Raw genomic sequence first — 16545 nt, 5'->3', positions numbered from 1 at the left:
CCATGACTGACACCGCAGTTCGATCCGGCTCGGCCGAAAAGGCAGCCGGGAACCCCAGGACAGGGCTCCAGCCACTCACCTTCGCCAAAGCCTTGAATACCGCCTTGGCCGATGCCATGGAGGCTGATCCCTCGGTCATCATCTTCGGCGAGGACGTAGGCCCGCTCGGCGGCGTCTTCCGTATCACGGACGGGCTCACCGCCCGCTTCGGCGAGGAACGCTGCTTCGACACGCCCCTCGCGGAGGCGGGCATCATGGGCATGGCAGTCGGCATGGCGATGAACGGCATGCGTCCCGTCGTCGAAATGCAGTTTGACGCCTTCGCCTACCCCGCCTTCGAGCAGGTGGTCAGCCACGTCGCCAAAATGCCCAACAGGACCAAGGGCAAGGTGAAGCTGCCGCTGGTCATGCGCATTCCGTACGCAGGCGGCATCGGGGGAGTGGAGCACCATTGCGACTCCTCGGAGTCTTACTACGCGCACACACCCGGGCTTACGGTTCTGGCCCCAGCCACCGTGCGCGATGCCTACCTGATGCTCCGCGATGCCATCCGCTTCCCAGATCCCGTGGTCTTCCTCGAGCCGAAGAAGCTCTACTGGACCAAGGAGACACTGGACCTGGACGAGCTTCGCAAGGAAGCCGACGACGCCGCCACCGCCGGTTCCACGGTGGGCCGCGCCGTGGTTGCCCGCTCCGGAACCGATGCCACCCTTATTGCCTATGGCCCCTCCGTGCCGACGGCCTTGGCCGCCGCTGAAGCGGCGGCAAGCGAAGGGCGCAGCCTTGAAGTGATCGATGTGCGCTCCCTCGTGCCGTTCGATGACGAGACAGTCACCGCCAGCGTGCGCAAGACCGGACGCGCCGTCGTTATTGCAGAAGCACCGGGGTTCGCCTCGGTCGCCGCAGAGATCGTTGCCCGTGTCCAGGAGCGCTGCTTCAACTCGCTGGCCGCCCCCGTGCGGCGTGTGACCGGGTTCGACATTCCGTATCCCGCACCCAAGCTCGAGCACTTCTTCCTGCCGAGCGTTGACCGGATCCTCGACACCGTGGACGAACTTCAGTGGGAGGACGCATGAGCGCCACGACAACGAGCCCTTCTGTGAAGGTGTTCCTGCTACCTGACCTCGGTGAGGGTCTGACCGAAGCCGAACTGGTGAACTGGCTCGTGGCTGAAGGGGACACCGTGTCAGTCGACCAGCCGGTCGCCGAAGTTGAGACGGCGAAATCCATGGTGGAGGTTCCCTCGCCGTTTGCCGGCGTCGTCGCCCAGTTGCACGGGGAGGCCGGGACCACCATCAACGTCGGCGCGCCCCTGATCTCGGTGCGGCCCGACGGTGCTGCGCCCGAGACGGTGGCTGCGACAGCTGCTTCAACGGGCAACCCTGACGCTGAGGCGTACCGCGAGGAGGAACGAGCCGGGGTCAGCGTGCCTACGGACGCGGAGGTCGCCGCAGCGCCGGACATCGCGGACTCGGGTGCAGAGTCAAGTTCAGAGTCGGGTGGGGGATCCGGCAATGTTTTGATCGGCTACGGCACGCCGGGAACAGGCACCGGAGGCCGGACCCGGCGTCGCAGGGGTGATGCCGGGTCAGCCGCCGCACCCGCAGCCGCACCCGCATCCGAGTCCGCGGAAGTGCCGGAAACGCTGACCGGGCAGGAAGCGCCTGCGGCAGAGTCCGAACAGCGCGCAGTGCTGTGCATCTCGCCGCTGGTCCGCAAGCTTGCGCGGGACGCCGGTCTCAATCTGTCCTCGGTCGAGGGCACGGGTGCGGACGGCATGGTCCTGCGCCGCGACGTCGAGCGGGCCCTGCAGGCTTCCGCCGGAACGTCCGCTGAGAAACAGGAGACCCTGCCCGACAGCAGCAGTAGCACCAGCAGCAGCAGGCAAAGCACCGCTGGGGAAGTGGACCAGGACCGCCGCAGCGGGCTGCGGATCGCCGAGCGCATCCCCGTCCGCGGCGTGCGCAAGGCGGTAGCCGAGGCCATGACGCGCAGTCGCCGGGAGATCCCGGAAGCAACGGTGTGGGTGGACGTCGATGCCACTGCACTGCTTGACCTGCGCGCCGACCTCAAGCGCAGGCAGCCGGACGCAACGCCTGGTCTATTGGCCTTTGTCGCACGGTTCGCGCTGGCCGGGATCGCCCGGTACCCGGAACTGAATACGCGCATCGTCGAGCGTGAGGACGGCAGCTCGGAGATCCTGAAGTTTGACGGCGTGAACCTTGGCATCGCTGCGCAGACCGACCGCGGGCTTTTGGTTCCCGCGGTGCAGCGGGCCGACCGGATGAGCGCACGGGAACTGGACGCGGAGATCCGGCGTCTTGCCGCCGTCGCACGCGAGGGCAAAGCGACACCCGCGGAACTCACCTCAGGCACGTTCACGCTGAACAACTACGGGGTGTTCGGCGTGGACGGCAGTGCAGCCATCATCAACCACCCGGAGGCCGCGATCCTCGGGCTGGGACGGATCATTGACCGGCCGTGGGTCGTCAACGGCGAGCTCGCCGTCCGGAAGGTGACCGAGCTGACGCTGACCTTTGACCATCGGGTGTGCGACGGCGGTGTTGCCGGAGGCTTCCTGCGCTACGTTGCCGACGCTATAGAGAACCCCGGCGGCGTCCTCGCTGATCTCTGACGATTAGGCTTAGCGGACAGCCGCCACCAGAGAGGAACCCATGTCCGAGCGAGAAGACGAACAGTCCAACCCCTGGACCCAGTTGGGAGACCGCGTGTGGATGCTTCGTACCGATCCCTTCGGCCTGAACACCGGACTGGTTGTGGGAACGGACCGGGCGCTCGTAATTGACACCGGCGCCGGGCCGGAGCAAGCCGCCCGGATCCTCGATGCGGTGCGGGGGCTGACTGACCTGCCGTTGTGCGTGGTCAACACCCACTCGCACTTCGACCACGTGTTCGGGAACGCGTATTTTGCGGCCCACGGCGCTGAGGACTTCTGGGCAACCGACCGGTGCGCCGCCGTCGTTCGCGAGAGCGGTGAGGAACAGCGTGTGGAGGTTGGCAAGACGGAACCGGCGATGGCCGAGAACCGCGGAGAGCACACTGCCATCCAGCCGGCCAACAGGCATGTTTCCGGATCGCCGGTGGACCTGGATCTCGGCGGCATTTCGGTCACCCTGTTCCACCTGGGGTTCGGTCATACGGATAATGACCTCCTGGTCGGTGCCGGCAACGTGCTTTTCACGGGCGATCTGGTCGAGGAGGGCGCAGACCCCGGTTTTGAGGATTCCTTCCCGGCGGAGTGGATCCGCACGTTGGGCAAGATCACGGCGCTCGATGACCTGTATGACGTCTTTGTTCCCGGTCACGGTGCGCCGGTGGACGTCGACTTTGTGGCCACCCAGCTGAACAAGATGCGCAGTGCGGTCCGGGTCACCAAGGTAGCTATGGATGAAGCCTCGGTGGACATGACCAAGGCGATCCCGATTCTCCCGTACGGCCCGGAGCAGTCGCGGGCGCTACTGACCCGCCTGCGTACGCTCGCGCACTGGAAGTGGCTGGAGCGCCAAGGCAGCAGCAACTGACGGGGAACCGGGCTGCAGCAGACGCGCCTCGAGGTGCTTTGAGAGGGCTTCGGCAATCTCTGTCGCCGTTCCGTTTGCATCCACGACCGTGTACGCCCCGAAGCCGGGCAGTTGCCGGTAGGAGGCGTCCAACGCGGTGAGGAACTCAAGGGTTTCCTTGTCGGTGTTCCGCGAAGTGATACGTGCCTGCGCCGTGTTCGGGTCAACGCTGAGGTAAACAACAAGATCCGGCTGCGGCAGAACGCGCAGCATCCACGGCAGCAGCTTGCCTGCGGGAAGGCCCCGCACCCGTCGCAAAGCCAGCTGGCACTGCAGGTGGCGGTCGAAGAGAACGACACCCCGCCGTCGTTGTGCCTGCAGGGTGGAGCGCAGTACCGCGAGCACGCGGAGGAAACTTTCGACTGCATCCAGGAGGTGGATGCCGAGCACAGTCTGAGCGGTGTGCGAGTGCCGTGACGCCCAGCGGTCAAGGGTGCGCCGGCCCCCGGGGTTGCGAAACAGCTCCGCCTCGACGCCGTCCTCCCGCAGCTTCCGAAGAACTGACCGCGCAGCCGTTGTTTTACCGGCTCCGTCGATCCCAAGCAGGACCACACGGAGAACCTGTGGATTCCTTGGGAACGGGGTCATTTTCGCCTTTCACGGGTGTACTCTCTGGGAACAATCATCGCAAGGGCGACTGGACGAAGACTGATAGCGCCATTATTGCTCCGTCTCTGCAGTCCATCCGGCTTCCCACAGCGAAGACTGGATGAGGGATGCATACTTTCCGGGGACGCCGGTGGTGAATCCCGCCGGAATGGAGAGCAATGAATATCACGCGTAGTGCCCTTGGTCTGGTCCTTGCTGCAACGCTCATTGGAGTGGCCGGATGCGGTTCAGGCGGTGAGCCGACCAGCGAGGCTCCGTCGGCCGAGACCAGTAGTGCGGCCGAGCCGACAGCAGAAGAGACAACCGCAGCTGCGGAGCCCAGCGAAGCGGCCTCGGAGGCGCCTAGCGAGGCAGCTTCGGAGGAACCCACCGAAGAGGCTCCCGCTGAGGAAATCGTCATCACCATCCGCGACTTCGAGTATGAGATGCCCGAATCCGTGCCTGCAGGTGCCGAGATCACCGTAATCAACGAGGACACCGCACCCCACACGGTGACCACAACCGACACCGAAGACTTTGACGCCATCGTTCAGGGCGGCGAGACCACCACCTTCACCGCGCCGTCCGAACCGGGTGAGTACCCGTTTGTCTGCACGTACCACGCGAACATGACGGGAACACTGGTGGTGAGCAGCGATGGCTAGCGCGGCGACGCGCGGGCGCGTTTCCCGTGGGCGCGGACGCTCGGCTCCGCTGCTGATGGTGATTCGCGTCGTCATTGCCCTGGGACTGGCCGTCGACGCCTACGTGCACTTCATCCTCGCTCCGCAGTACCAATTGGCCTATCCCGACGGCATGGGCGGCGGGACCCTCTTCCGCATCCAGGCGGTGGCAGCCATCCTCGCTGGGCTTTACGTGCTGATCCGGGGGAGCCGCCTGTCCTACGCCATCGCCGCGCTGGTTGCGCTCTCGGCCTTCGCCGCCGTCGTGCTGTCCGCCTATGTCCAACTTCCACAGGTAGGCCCGATTCCGGCCATGTATGAACCCCTGTGGTTCTTCGAAAAGACGCTCAGCGCCGTTGCTGAAGGTATAGCGGGAGTTCTCGCCGTCGTCGGCTTCTTCCTGGTTCCGCGGAAGGATGCTGCACTGCGCTAGCGTTTGAACGGTGCCCCAGGAACCGTTCAACCTCCGAAAGATCGCCGTTGGTGCGTACGGCCCATCGCTTCTGTACGGGGCCGCGACCGGGTCCATCATCCCGGTCATTGTGCTCTCGGCCACCGAACTCGGTGCCGACGTCGCGACGGCGGCGCTCATCCTCACGCTTACCGGTATCGGATCGCTGGTCACCAACGTACCTGCCACGCTGATCACCTCCCGTTTCGGGGAGCGGTGGGCGCTTGTAGCGGCGTCGCTCTGGTGCTCGGCGGCGATGATTCTTGCGCTGTCGGCGCCCAACCTAGCGGTGTTCGCCGCCGCGATCTTCATGGTCGGTATGGCCGGGGCGGTGTTCGGGCTCGCCCGCCAGAGCTATCTCACCGAGGCGGTGCCCGTTCACTTCCGGGCGCGCGCGCTCTCAACCCTCGGTGGAGTGACCCGGATCGGTGTCTTTGCCGGGCCCTTTGCCGGTGCGCTCGCCATGAGCTTCCTGGGGCTCGACGGCGCCTATTGGGTGGGTGCCGTCGCTACTTTCGCTGCCGCTGTCCTCAGCTTCCAGGTTCCCGAGTTGGGTGGTCCGCGAGCGTCCCCCGGCCAGGGCGCGGCGGCTGCCGTCGCGGCTCCGCCCACCCTGCGGGCCGTCTTCCGGAGCCACGCCCGGGTCTTCGGCACGGTGGGCGTGGGAGTGCTGCTGATCGCGGCGGTCCGGGCCACGAGGCAGGCGGTCCTGCCGCTCTGGGCGCAGGAAATCGGGCTCGATCCCGCGACGACGTCGCTCATCTATGGCCTCTCCGGCGCCATCGACATGCTGATTTTCTACCCAGCGGGCAAGGTGATGGACCTCTACGGCAGACGCTGGGTTGCGGTGCCCTGCATGCTGATCATGGGAGTGTCGCTGCTCCTCCTGCCGCTCACGCGGGACGCGCTGAGCCTGCTTGCCGTCGCGTTGCTCATTGGGTTCGGCAACGGGATCGGCTCGGGGATCGTCATGACACTGGGAGCAGACTTTTCACCGTCGCCCGGACGTCCGCAATTCCTCGGAATCTGGCGCCTGCTGACCGATGTGGGAACCATGGCCGGCCCGGGAACCGTGTCTGCAGTCACGGCTGCAGCGACGCTCGCGGGAGGAATCTGGACAACGGGCGCCTTGGGGTTGGTGGGGGCGGTTGTCCTGTGGCTGTGGGTGCCGCCGAGAGAGCAGTGGGTGCGCCAGCGGTAAGCAGTGTGCCGCCGAGGGGGAGACGTTCCTCCGGTCCAGGCCAGCCAGGGCTCAGCTGGAAGCGCCCTCGAGCCGCGCCTGGGAGCCGAACAGCCAGCACGCCGTCGCGCTCAGCGTGTAGCCGACCCCGACGATGAGCGAGAGGCCGGACCAGAAAAACAGCGGAACGCCGGCCGTGCCCGGGACAGGAGCCGGGCCGATCGCCTGCACATACACGTACAGGCCGAGGGACAGCGCCAAGCCCACCAGGCCCGGGATCCAGCACAGTGCCAGCCAGGCCCGGGACGCACCCCAGAACCTTCCAAACCCTTCCCACACGTTCCAGCGGTTTCCAGTGCGCAGAATGAGGAGCCCGCCGATGAGCGTCCAGGCTCCAACCACCAGGTACGCGGCCACGACGTCGGCCGGCCGGTGCCACAGATTGATGAACGTCGCCGCCCCCGCCAGAACGGAGTAGGTGCCGCCGGCCGCTGCGGCGAGCGGGCGCCAGCGGGGGGATACAACGAGGAAGATTGCCGCCGCGGCAGATGCAGCCAGCGTCGTATGCCCGGAGGGAAGTGAGTTGAAATCGAGCGTGGGCACGCCGCGGTCCGGACGGTCGAAGAGGAGGTTCTTGAGGATCTGCGTTGTGAGATTGGCTCCGATGATGGTGCCGAGCGCTATTCCGGCAGCCGCCCACCGCCGTCGTCCCAGTGTGACAAACAGGATCACCGCTGCGGCGATGAACACCGAAATCACGGGCAGGCTGTCGAGGAACCGAAGGAAGGGGCCCTGGGTGTCGGGTGCGGCGATTCCCGCTTCCGCCCACGCGGATTCATCCGCGAACTGCCCCGTGGTGGTGCGGACAAACGCCCAGTAGGTCCATCCCACAGCGACAAAGCATCCAAGCGCTCCGAGGACAAACAGCACGGGGTGTCGTGCGGCCGTGGAAAAGCGGCGTGCCGTTCTCGGGTGCTGGGTGCTCACCTGTTTAACACTGACACAGCGCCGGGTTGGTTCCTGAATCGGCGCTGCATGGATTCGAAGTGCACGAACAAGGTACAGCCGCGGTGCTAGATCGCTGCTGCCTCTCGGCTTGGGCATGCTTCCGGCCAGTAGCCCGGGGCTCGTGATTCGCCGCGCGGCTGCGGATGACAAGGCTGCCCGCGATGCGGCCGGGGGATGACACCGGGCTCGGGCGCCCCGGGAGAACCATCCGGATCGGGGAGCGCAACGCTGATACCGAAAAGAGCATCCAGAGCTGCGATGTAGGCGTGATGCTCGCCGGCTGTGGCCATTTCCCGTGCTCTGACCATCGGTGTGTGCAGAAGCTGCTGCGCCATCCGGCGCAAGGCGGCGCCGGCCTCCGGAACTGCGGTGCCTCCGCCCTGTTCATGGACCTTCTCCAGCTCCGTTGCAAGGACGCTCTCCACGTGCTGGCGCAAAGCGACGATGGCTGAATCCATCTGGCGGATGCTTTCCTGTTCTTCAAAGCGGTGCACCGCGTCCTCGACCAGGCCATGAGCCTGGCGCAGTGCCTCGATGTCCGCTTCCGGGGCTGCACGCCGGATTGATTTTAGGGTCAGCAGTTCGAGGCCCGGAAGGTCGGCGATGGCAGGATCGAAATCATTGGTAGGAGAGAGGTCTATGGCAACGAGAGGGCGTGGTGCGTGCTGTCTCCATGCACCAAGCGCGGAGGCATCGAGGCGGGCTCCATTGCCGCTGCAACCGAGGATGATGTCTGCTGCGGCGATAGCGGCCGGTAGTTCCGGTAGGGACAGCGCGGTTCCGCCCCTGACGGCGACGAAGTCTTCGGCTCGACCGGTCCAGGAGTAGACGAACACGGCCGCACACTTTTGACCTTTGAGTACCTCCATGATGTGGGCGGCGTACGCTCCGGTCCCGAAGATCACAACAGAGGCGTCGGCCAGCGTTTTGAGCTTTGTCACAGAAAGGGCGATATCCAGGGAAAGAGCTGCGATGGATCGTCCGGACGCATTGACAGTGGTACGTGTCGCCACAGTTTTGGCCGTGCGGGAAGATGCCTGAAACAGCCTGATCAGGGCGCCCGTTGCGGTACCTGCAGCCTGGGCTTCGGAAAGGGCGCGACGGACCTGGCCTCCGATCTGATGTTCGCCCGCAATGACCGAATCAAGGCCGGACGCAACGGTGAAAAGGTGTCTCACCATGAGCTGGCCCTGAATCTGCCTGAAGATTGAGAAGAGCCGGGAGAGGGACAACCCCGAGCAGCGGCTGAGGGCGCTCAGAACGGTCGAGCGCGTGCTCACAATGCAGACGTCGGAAGATACCTGACAGTAAATTTCGAAGCGACTACAGGTGGACAGAACCACCACACCCGAAACGGCGGGCCCGTCAGTGAGAAGCTGCCAGAGCAGCGGTGCTGATACGGTATGTAGCCGCGCTGCTGCATCAACGTCAAGGTCGCGGTAGTTCACCACCAGTGCGACCAGCACGGGATTCTTCCCGCCGGGTTCTGCCTGGGAACAGATTGAGCGTAATACGGCAGCCAAGACCATCTCCTCCCAAAGAGATGCGCGTGAGGTCGGGATCGCTCACAACCTCTGTTTACCTGCACAGCGTCGCGCAGACACCTTTGGGAATCCTTGAACCGTTGCACGCATCGCAGGGCTGTGGTGACCTGTTTCGTGGCGGGAAGCTGACTGGTGCGAGCGTACGCTGGGCACATGGAGCACCCGATTGCTGACCAGCTGCTGACGTCGGCGCGCATCGTCTCCGTGCCGATGCGCGTCCGCTTCCGCGGACTGACCCATCGCGAGGCGCTGATTCTGCACGGACCGGCCGGCTGGGGCGAATTCTCCCCCTTTCCCGAATACGACGACGACGAGTCGGCTGCGTGGCTCCGCGCTGCGGTGGAAGCCGCATGGGAAGGATTCCCGGCGCCGGTGCGCAGCCGTGTCCCGGTGAACGCGACCGTCCCCGCGGTGCAGGCGTCCGGCGTCGAACCCGTCCTGGCGCGCTTCGGCGCGTTGAGCGCGGTCAAGATCAAAGTGGCGGAACGCGGGCAGTCCCTTCAGGACGACGTCGCGCGCGTGGCGGAGGTGCGCCGCCTCCTCCCGGAGGCGAACCTGCGCATCGATGCCAACGGCGGCTGGAGCACCGCCGAGGCACTGACCGCGCTGGAGGCGCTTGCGCCCTACTCGCTTGAGTACGCCGAGCAGCCCGTCCTGGACACCGCAGACCTGCGCGCCGTGCGGCTGGAACTGCAGCGGCGCGGACTCCCGGTGCTCATCGCCGCGGATGAAAGCGTCCGCAAAGCCGAAGACCCGCTGCGCGTCGCCCGGGAGGACGCGGCGGATCTGATCGTTGTGAAGGTCGCGCCGCTCGGAGGTGTGCGGCGGGCACTGGACATTGTGGCGCAGGCGGGACTTCCCGCCGTCGTCAGTTCTGCACTGGACACCTCGGTGGGAATCAGCGCGGGGGTGGCACTGGCTGCGTCACTGCCGGAGCTGCCGTATGCGTGTGGGCTGGCGACGCTGTCGCTGATGGACGGCGACGTGTCGCCTGAACCGCTACTGCCCGACGGCGGCTGGTTGCCGGTGCGGCCGCTCACCGTCACGGAGGAGTTTCTTGATCGTCATCAGGCTCCACGGGACCGTGCGAACTGGTGGCTCGAACGGCTGGGGCGGGTGGCCGGGAAACTGTAGCGGTTCTTCGCCGCATGACGGCCGGTATTCGCCCCTCGTTGGGTTGGCGTTCACCGAAGGAACCTCCAAAGGTTCACTTCGCTTGTCAGGGTGGGACCGACCCCACATCTGTACATCGGAAGGTTCCTTCAGTGAGCGACACCAAGCGCCGTCTCCTGCCCATGCTCGGCCACACCAACGGCAAACGCAGTGCCGTCACCTGCGCACTGAAGTGCGACAACGCCTGCGCCTCTGCGGTCTGCAACACCAGCAACAACAACTACTTCCGCGACATCGTCTCGAACGAGCTCTCCCGCCGCAGCGTCATGGGTGCAGGAGCCGTGGGCGCCCTCACCATGCTCATCGGCGCCAACGCACAGCAGCTGGCAGCGGGCGGAACGGGCATTGCACCCGCTGTAGCGATGAAGCGCCCCGGTGGGAAAGGGAAGCTGAAGTTCACGCCGATCAACCCGGTGGACGCGCTCGTTGACGACTTCACTGTTCCGGAAGGATTCGCCTGGCGTCCGGTGATCCGCTGGGGGGACCCGCTGTTCCGTGGTGCTCCGGCGTTCGACGCCAACAACCAGAGCGCTGCCGCGCAGGAGCAACAGTTCGGCTACAACTGCGATTACACCGATATCGTCGAGATTCCCGGCAGCAAGGGCCGCCGCGCCGTCCTCTTCGCCAACCACGAGTACACCAACGAGAGCATCATGTTCCCGCCTGAGTTGGCCGCTTCGGAGGTTCGCGCCATCGCACGCGCAGCCCACGGGCTCTCCGTCGTCGAGCTTGAGCGGAAGAACAAGAACGCTCCCTGGAGCTACATCGTCGGCGCGGGGCTCAACCGCCGCTATTTGCTGGACACACCGTACGAGCTGACTGGCCCGGCCGCTGGTTCCGAGTTCGTGAAGACCATCGATGACCCCGCGGGGCGCACCATCCTCGGCACGCTTGGCAACTGCGCCGGCGGCACCACACCGTGGGGCACCATCCTCTCCGGCGAGGAAAACTTCAACGGCTACTTCGTCACTCCGGGCACGTCCGACGCCGACCGTCGCTACGGCCTCACGTCCCGCCCCACCGGCCGCGCCTGGGAAACCGACGAGCCCCGCTTCGACACCCGCAACGCGGGTTACGCCAACGAAGCCAACCGGTTCGGCTACATCGTGGAGGTCGATCCGTTCGACCCAAGTTCCACGCCGAAGAAGCACTCCATGCTCGGGCGCTTCAAGCACGAGGGGGCAAACGTCATCGTCGCGGGCGACGGCCGGGTGGTTGCCTATTCGGGCGACGATGAGCGCTTCGACTACCTGTACAAGTTCGTCTCGAAGAACACCGTCCGCACGGGTAACAGCGCCGAGGACCGCAGGGCGAACATGGACCTGCTCTCCGAGGGGTCCCTGTACGTGGCCCGCTTCCAGGGCAACTCCGTTCCGGAAATCGACGGCACGGGTGCGCTTCCCTCCGACGGCGCATTCGACGGCGTCGGCGAGTGGCTGCCGCTGATCATCGACAACGAGTCCGCGGTTCCGGGCATGAGCGCCGCTGAGGTCACCGTTTTCACCCGGCTGGCGGCGGACACGGTGGGACCCACGAAGATGGACCGCGCCGAAGACGTTGAGCCCAACCCGGCAACCGGCAAGGTCTACGTTGCGTGCACCAACAACACCAATCGCGGTGTCCCGGGCTCCGCTCCGGTGGACGAGGCGAACCCCCGCACCCGCAACCGCGACGGGCACATCGTCGAGATCACCGAGAACGGCGGCGACCAGACCTCCACTCGGTTCACCTGGAACCTGCTGATGGTCTGCGGTGATCCCGCTACCAACTCGAGCACCTACTTCAGCGGCTACCCGACGGACAAGGTGTCCCCGATCTCCTGCCCGGACAACCTGGCGTTCGACACTGCCGGCAACCTGTGGATTTCCACCGACGGCCAGCCGGGCACCATCGGTTACTGCGACGGACTCTTCCGGGTGGGCCTCGAGGGCAGCGAGCGCGGCCGCGTGGACCAGTTCCTCGCGGTTCCGCGCGATGGCGAGACCTGCGGACCGATCATTCACGACGACGAACGCAACGTCTTCGTCGCCGTTCAGCACCCAGGCGAGGACGGCGCCTGGGGCGCGCAGAACTCCCTGTTCCCCGACTACGTCGAGGCAGGCACTGCGCCGAGGCGCGGCGAGGGCGCACTGCCCCGCCCGTCAGTGATCCAGGTCTTCCCGGCCGAGCGCGCAGGCAAGGGTGACAACAAGCCCGGCCGCGGACACGGCAAGGGTAAGCCGCGCACAGACGACAACCGCGGCGGCCGCGACGCCAAGTAACTCCGGAGTCCCAGAGGAACTCTCGCGGGAACTTTTGCGCAGATTCGGCGGGTTCGACCGGTCGTCAACCCGCCGAATCTGCGCAAAAGTTCCCTGAGGTGGCGCACAAGGATGTGAGGATGGGGGAGTGGACTCCATCGAATCAGCCCGCCGCGTGACTGCAGCCCTCGCTGCCGCAGGAATCACCGACGTCGTTCTCGCTCCCGGGTCGCGCAGCGCACCCCTCGCCTACGCGCTCGCCGAGGCAGCCGAACGCGGGGAGATCCGCATCCACGTGCGCATCGATGAACGGGTGGGTGCTTTCACCGCGCTGGGCCTCGCGCTCGGTGCACAACGGCCGGCCGCCGTCGTCACCACCTCCGGTACCGCCGTGGGGGAGCTGCTTCCGGCGGTCATGGAAGCCAACCACGCCGCTGTTCCCCTCGTGGTCCTCTCCGCTGACCGGCCGGACGAGCTGCGCGGAACCGGCGCCAACCAGACCACCCGGCAGCCGGGCCTGTTCGGTATCCACGTCCGTGCCGCCATGGATGTCCCCGCCGGAACCGATCCTGCGCCGTTCCTCGGCCGGGCGCTCGCCGAAGCGCGCGGCGCCAACGGTCCGGCAGGTCCCGTGCACGTGAACCTGGCGTTCCGGGACCCGTTGGTGCCGGGTCTTGACGACGCCGCGGGCGCGGCCGGCGCGGCGTCCATCGACGCGGGGGGCGAGTCCGGGGGAACAGCAACCGCACCCACACAGACGACGACGGCGGCTCCTCCCTCGAGCGACGGCGCACGCACCGTTGTGGTCGCCGGGCATGGTGCGGGGGAGCTTGCGGCGGTGTTCGCGCAGCACTTGGGCCTGCCACTGCTGGCGGAGCCCTCATCGAATGCACGGTTCGGATCGTCGGTGATCGGCGCGTACCGGCTGCTTCTCGAGCGGTTCGGCCCACGAATCGAGCGTGTTGTTGTCTTTGGCCGGCCCACCCTGTCCAGGCCGGTCGCGGCGCTGCTGGCCAGGACGGACGTGGAACGTGCACTGTATCTGCCTGAACCGCAGGCCTGGTTCGAGGAGGGCAGGCGCCCCGAACGGCTGATCAGCACGCTCGATGAGCTCCTGGCCTTCGCCGGTCGCGGCGCAGACGGTTGGCTCGGCGAGTGGCGTGAAGCCGGCGCCCGGGCCGAGGCCAGCCTTCAACTGCATCTAGCCGAGGAGCCGGTCCTGACCGGCCTGCACGTGGCGGACGCGGTGTGGGAGAACACGACGGACAATCTGGTGCTCGGGTCCTCGAACCCCATTCGCGACGTGGACCTGATGGCCACGGGCGACTGGCACCCGCTTGAGGTGTACGCCAACCGGGGTCTCGCCGGGATCGACGGCACCATTTCCACCGCCGCCGGGATCGCGCTCGCCGCAGGCATCCCCACCCGGCTCCTGGTCGGTGACCTGACCTTCCTCCACGACGCCGGCGGCCTCCTGCTCGGGACCGGCGAAGAGGAACCGGACCTGCAGGTGATTGTGCTCAATGATTCAGGCGGCGGTATTTTCGGGCTGCTCGAACACGGCAACCCGGCAACGCTGGAACGCTATGGACCCGCCGTCGAACGCTTGTTCGGCACGCCGCACTCCGCGGACCTCGCCGCGCTGGCCGAAGGCTACGGTGTTCCGCACCGGACCGTCAGCACCGTGGAGGAGCTGGACTCGGCACTGGAGGAACCGATCAGCGGCCGGTCGGTCCTGGAGGTGCGGACCGACCGCGCCACACTGCGCGAAATGCACGCGAGGGTAAAGCAGGCGGTGCTGGACGCCGTCGGGCACTGACGATGAGTCAGCGCCGTTACCGGAAAAGACGTGCTGTTTGCCATCCATGTCCGACGATTGCAGTTGTTCCCCACCTGTTTCCCAACATCGGATAGTAGCGGAGCTCTCCGCCGCTAGTCCGCGCGCGGAGTCCGTAGGAGTTCGGCCCCTGGAATCCTGAAACGGCCGTCAGGCTGTTCAAGGAACCCCACCCAGTGCCGATAACCGGTCTGCTCTCGCTGATGAACCGGCCCTGGCCATTGGAGCGGTAGAGCGCCAACTCCCCGTTTGCACGGGTGGCAAGGATGTCCTGATTGCCGTCCTTATTCCAATCCGCCATGGCAATCCGGAGGCCCTGCCAGCCAGCGCCAATCCGTGTGACGCGACTGGAAGAGAGCGCACCCCCGGAGCCATTTGCGTAATGCAGGAGAGAACCTTGTGCGTCCTTGGCCACCAGGGAGGGATAACGGCTGCCCCGAATCCAGTGTCCGACGGTGATTTCTGAAGACCCGAATCCGCTTCCTATTCGGATAGGTGCGTGGAATCCACCGCTGAAACGACCGCGGTAGAGCGTGAGGGTTCCATCGTTCCACTGTGCCAGGACGTCATGAATCCCATCCGCGTTCCAGTCGGTGGTGAAACCACCCTTGACCGGGCTCCAGCCACTACCGATCCGAACTCGCTGGCGAAGCTTGCCGAGGTAGTCGGGCGAATACCGCCAGAGCAAGCCAAACGAATCGACGGTAACCAGGTCAGCTGAATGGCGGATGGGTGGGTTGGAGCCGTTGTAGTAGTGCTCCATGGTGGGGATGCCGCGGGTCCTCATCTCGGTGGCCACGGACCGGCCGACATAGCGAAGGTGCCACGGCTCAAAGGTGTAGCCGGTGGTGGGCTGATATCCGTCCGGGTAGCGGATGATGAACCCGTAGCGGTGCGCATTCGCCGCCACCCAGCGGCCGCCGGCGGTGGTCGCGAAGCAGGCGCCGAGGCCGCACGAGCCGTTCAGGTTGCCGACGTCGACCGCCAGCCCGGTCTGGTGCTCGCTGTGGCCGGGACGGGCTGAAATGGTGTCCGCCACGGCCTGTCCGTACTGGGCCACGTACGAGTTGTACAGCGCGGCCTGCTGGTCATAGGAGCGGTACGCGCTGACCACGGCAAGCGGGGCGCCGGCGCTCCGGGCGCCTGCGAACAGGTTCTGCAGGTTCGCCGACACCTCGCGCCGGAGCACGTAGTTGGTTCCTGGGAAGAACACGAGGTCCGGCGGAATGTACCGAAGGGGATTGAGCGGTCGGGACTTAGTCACCAGCACCTGGGCATTGTTGGGATCGCTGACCGGGAGTGCGGCGGTGGCCGGCGGCGCGGCCAGCAGGCCGGTGAGCAGGGCGAAACAAACAACGACGACGGCGGCGAACCGTGCCTTCAGGCGCGGACGTCCGGTGGGAAGAAGCTCGGACATGGGATTCCTGCGGTAGGGAGACCTCGGCGGGTTGGTGCGTTCATTTTTGCACGCACCAACCCGTTTGGAAATGGCCCTCACCGTAGGGTCAGAGAACCTTCGAGAGGAAGCTCTTCGTGCGCTCGTGCTGCGGGTTTCCGAGGACATCGTCCGGCTTGCCCTGCTCAACCACGATCCCGCCGTCCATGAAGACAACGCGGTCGCCGACTTCGCGGGCGAAGCCCATCTCGTGGGTGACCACCATCATGGTCATGCCGTCACGCGCAAGCTGCTTCATGACATCGAGAACGTCCCCGACCAGCTCCGGGTCAAGAGCGCTGGTCGGTTCGTCGAAGAGCATCATGTCCGGGTCCATTGACAGCGCACGGGCAATGGCGACGCGCTGCTGCTGGCCGCCGGAAAGCTGGGCCGGGAAGGCATCGACCTTGTCCGCCAGGCCCACCTTGTCCAGGTTGCGGCGGGCGATTTCTTCGGCTTCCGCCTTGCCCCGCTTCTTCGCGCGGATCTGCGCGAGCGTCAGGTTTCGCAGAACCGTGAGGTGGGGGAACAGGTTGAACTGCTGGAACACCATGCCGATGCGGGTACGCACCTTGTCCAGGTCGGTGTCCTCGTCGGTGATGTCGAGACCCTCGACGATGATGGTCCCCGACGTGGGCTCCTCCAACCGGTTGACGCAGCGCAGCAGCGTGGACTTGCCCGAGCCGGACGGGCCGATAACGCAGACCACCTCGCCCTGATCAACGTGGAAGTCGATGCCCTTGAGTACCTCGTTGTCCCCGAAAGACTTGCACAGCTGACGTACCTCGATGGCGGGGACATCGGTCCTTGGTGATGCGGCCATGA

At 65.9% G+C, this 16545-nt stretch carries 14 protein-coding genes; 9 read left to right on the top strand and 5 right to left on the bottom strand.

Annotation, left to right across the window (positions count from 1 at the left end; translation table 11 throughout):
* The first annotated feature begins 2 nt into the window (after positions 1-2).
* From JOD47_RS03495 to JOD47_RS03485, 3 genes are read left to right on the top strand one after another with little or no spacing between them, the layout of a single operon-like run.
* Positions 3-1076: an alpha-ketoacid dehydrogenase subunit beta gene (locus tag JOD47_RS03495; protein WP_204531978.1), complete on the top strand. Its 1074-nt coding sequence runs from the start codon at positions 3-5 to the stop codon at positions 1074-1076.
* Positions 1073-2635, top strand: coding sequence for a dihydrolipoamide acetyltransferase family protein (locus tag JOD47_RS03490; RefSeq protein WP_204531977.1), 1563 nt, complete (start codon positions 1073-1075; stop codon positions 2633-2635). Before JOD47_RS03495 ends, JOD47_RS03490 begins: the two co-directional genes overlap by 4 nt.
* Positions 2636-2675: 40 nt before the next feature.
* Positions 2676-3542 (top strand): MBL fold metallo-hydrolase, encoded by an 867-nt coding sequence (locus tag JOD47_RS03485; RefSeq protein ID WP_204531975.1) that lies wholly within the window; start codon positions 2676-2678, stop codon positions 3540-3542.
* Here the strand turns inward: JOD47_RS03485 and JOD47_RS03480 are convergent.
* Positions 3477-4169: a dTMP kinase gene (locus JOD47_RS03480; protein ID WP_204531973.1), complete on the bottom strand. Its 693-nt coding sequence runs from the start codon at positions 4167-4169 to the stop codon at positions 3477-3479. The genes JOD47_RS03485 and JOD47_RS03480 overlap by 66 nt on opposite strands.
* Before the next feature lie 179 nt (positions 4170-4348).
* Here JOD47_RS03480 and JOD47_RS03475 point away from each other — a divergent pair, with 179 nt between their 5' ends.
* From JOD47_RS03475 to JOD47_RS03465, 3 genes are read left to right on the top strand one after another with little or no spacing between them, the layout of a single operon-like run.
* A complete protein-coding gene (locus JOD47_RS03475; protein WP_204531971.1) occupies positions 4349-4834 on the top strand; it encodes a cupredoxin domain-containing protein in 486 nt (161 codons plus the stop codon).
* Positions 4827-5285 carry a hypothetical protein gene (locus tag JOD47_RS03470; protein ID WP_204531969.1) on the top strand — a complete coding sequence of 153 codons (459 nt, stop codon included), beginning with the start codon at positions 4827-4829 and terminating at the stop codon, positions 5283-5285. Before JOD47_RS03475 ends, JOD47_RS03470 begins: the two co-directional genes overlap by 8 nt.
* Before the next feature lie 10 nt (positions 5286-5295).
* Positions 5296-6504, top strand: a complete 1209-nt coding sequence (locus JOD47_RS03465) for an MFS transporter (protein WP_204531967.1) — start codon at positions 5296-5298, stop codon at positions 6502-6504.
* 51 nt (positions 6505-6555) lie between these two features.
* Here the strand turns inward: JOD47_RS03465 and JOD47_RS03460 are convergent, their stop codons facing one another.
* Together JOD47_RS03460 and JOD47_RS03455 are read right to left on the bottom strand one after the other, a co-directional pair.
* Positions 6556-7470, bottom strand: coding sequence for a phosphatase PAP2 family protein (locus JOD47_RS03460; RefSeq protein ID WP_204531966.1), 915 nt, complete (start codon positions 7468-7470; stop codon positions 6556-6558).
* Between the two features lie 86 nt (positions 7471-7556).
* A complete protein-coding gene (locus JOD47_RS03455; protein ID WP_204531962.1) occupies positions 7557-9014 on the bottom strand; it encodes a glutamyl-tRNA reductase in 1458 nt (485 codons plus the stop codon).
* Positions 9015-9188: 174 nt separating this feature from the next.
* Between JOD47_RS03455 and JOD47_RS03450 the strand changes: the two genes are divergently transcribed.
* From JOD47_RS03450 to menD, 3 genes are all read left to right on the top strand, one after another.
* The gene (locus tag JOD47_RS03450; protein WP_204531961.1) at positions 9189-10169 is read left to right on the top strand and encodes an o-succinylbenzoate synthase; all 981 of its coding nucleotides are present in this window, start codon (positions 9189-9191) and stop codon (positions 10167-10169) included.
* Positions 10170-10330: 161 nt separating this feature from the next.
* Positions 10331-12469 (top strand): PhoX family protein, encoded by a 2139-nt coding sequence (locus tag JOD47_RS03445; RefSeq protein WP_239548276.1) that lies wholly within the window; start codon positions 10331-10333, stop codon positions 12467-12469.
* Positions 12470-12596: 127 nt separating this feature from the next.
* Positions 12597-14267 (top strand): 2-succinyl-5-enolpyruvyl-6-hydroxy-3-cyclohexene-1-carboxylic-acid synthase, encoded by a 1671-nt coding sequence (gene menD / locus JOD47_RS03440; RefSeq protein ID WP_204531956.1) that lies wholly within the window; start codon positions 12597-12599, stop codon positions 14265-14267.
* Between the two features lie 16 nt (positions 14268-14283).
* Here menD and JOD47_RS03435 read toward each other — a convergent pair whose 3' ends face one another.
* Together JOD47_RS03435 and JOD47_RS03430 are read right to left on the bottom strand one after the other, a co-directional pair.
* Positions 14284-15702: a D-alanyl-D-alanine carboxypeptidase family protein gene (locus tag JOD47_RS03435; protein WP_239547992.1), complete on the bottom strand. Its 1419-nt coding sequence runs from the start codon at positions 15700-15702 to the stop codon at positions 14284-14286.
* 88 nt (positions 15703-15790) lie between these two features.
* Positions 15791-16543, bottom strand: a complete 753-nt coding sequence (locus JOD47_RS03430) for an amino acid ABC transporter ATP-binding protein (RefSeq protein ID WP_204531954.1) — start codon at positions 16541-16543, stop codon at positions 15791-15793.
* Between the last annotated feature and the right edge of the window lie 2 nt (positions 16544-16545).

The sequence above is a fragment of the Arthrobacter tumbae genome (assembly GCF_016907495.1).
In the GTDB taxonomy this organism is placed as follows: domain Bacteria; phylum Actinomycetota; class Actinomycetes; order Actinomycetales; family Micrococcaceae; genus Arthrobacter_D; species Arthrobacter_D tumbae.
The sequence above is the reverse complement of the archived record's forward strand: the minus strand, read 5'-3'. Positions and strand labels throughout refer to the sequence as shown.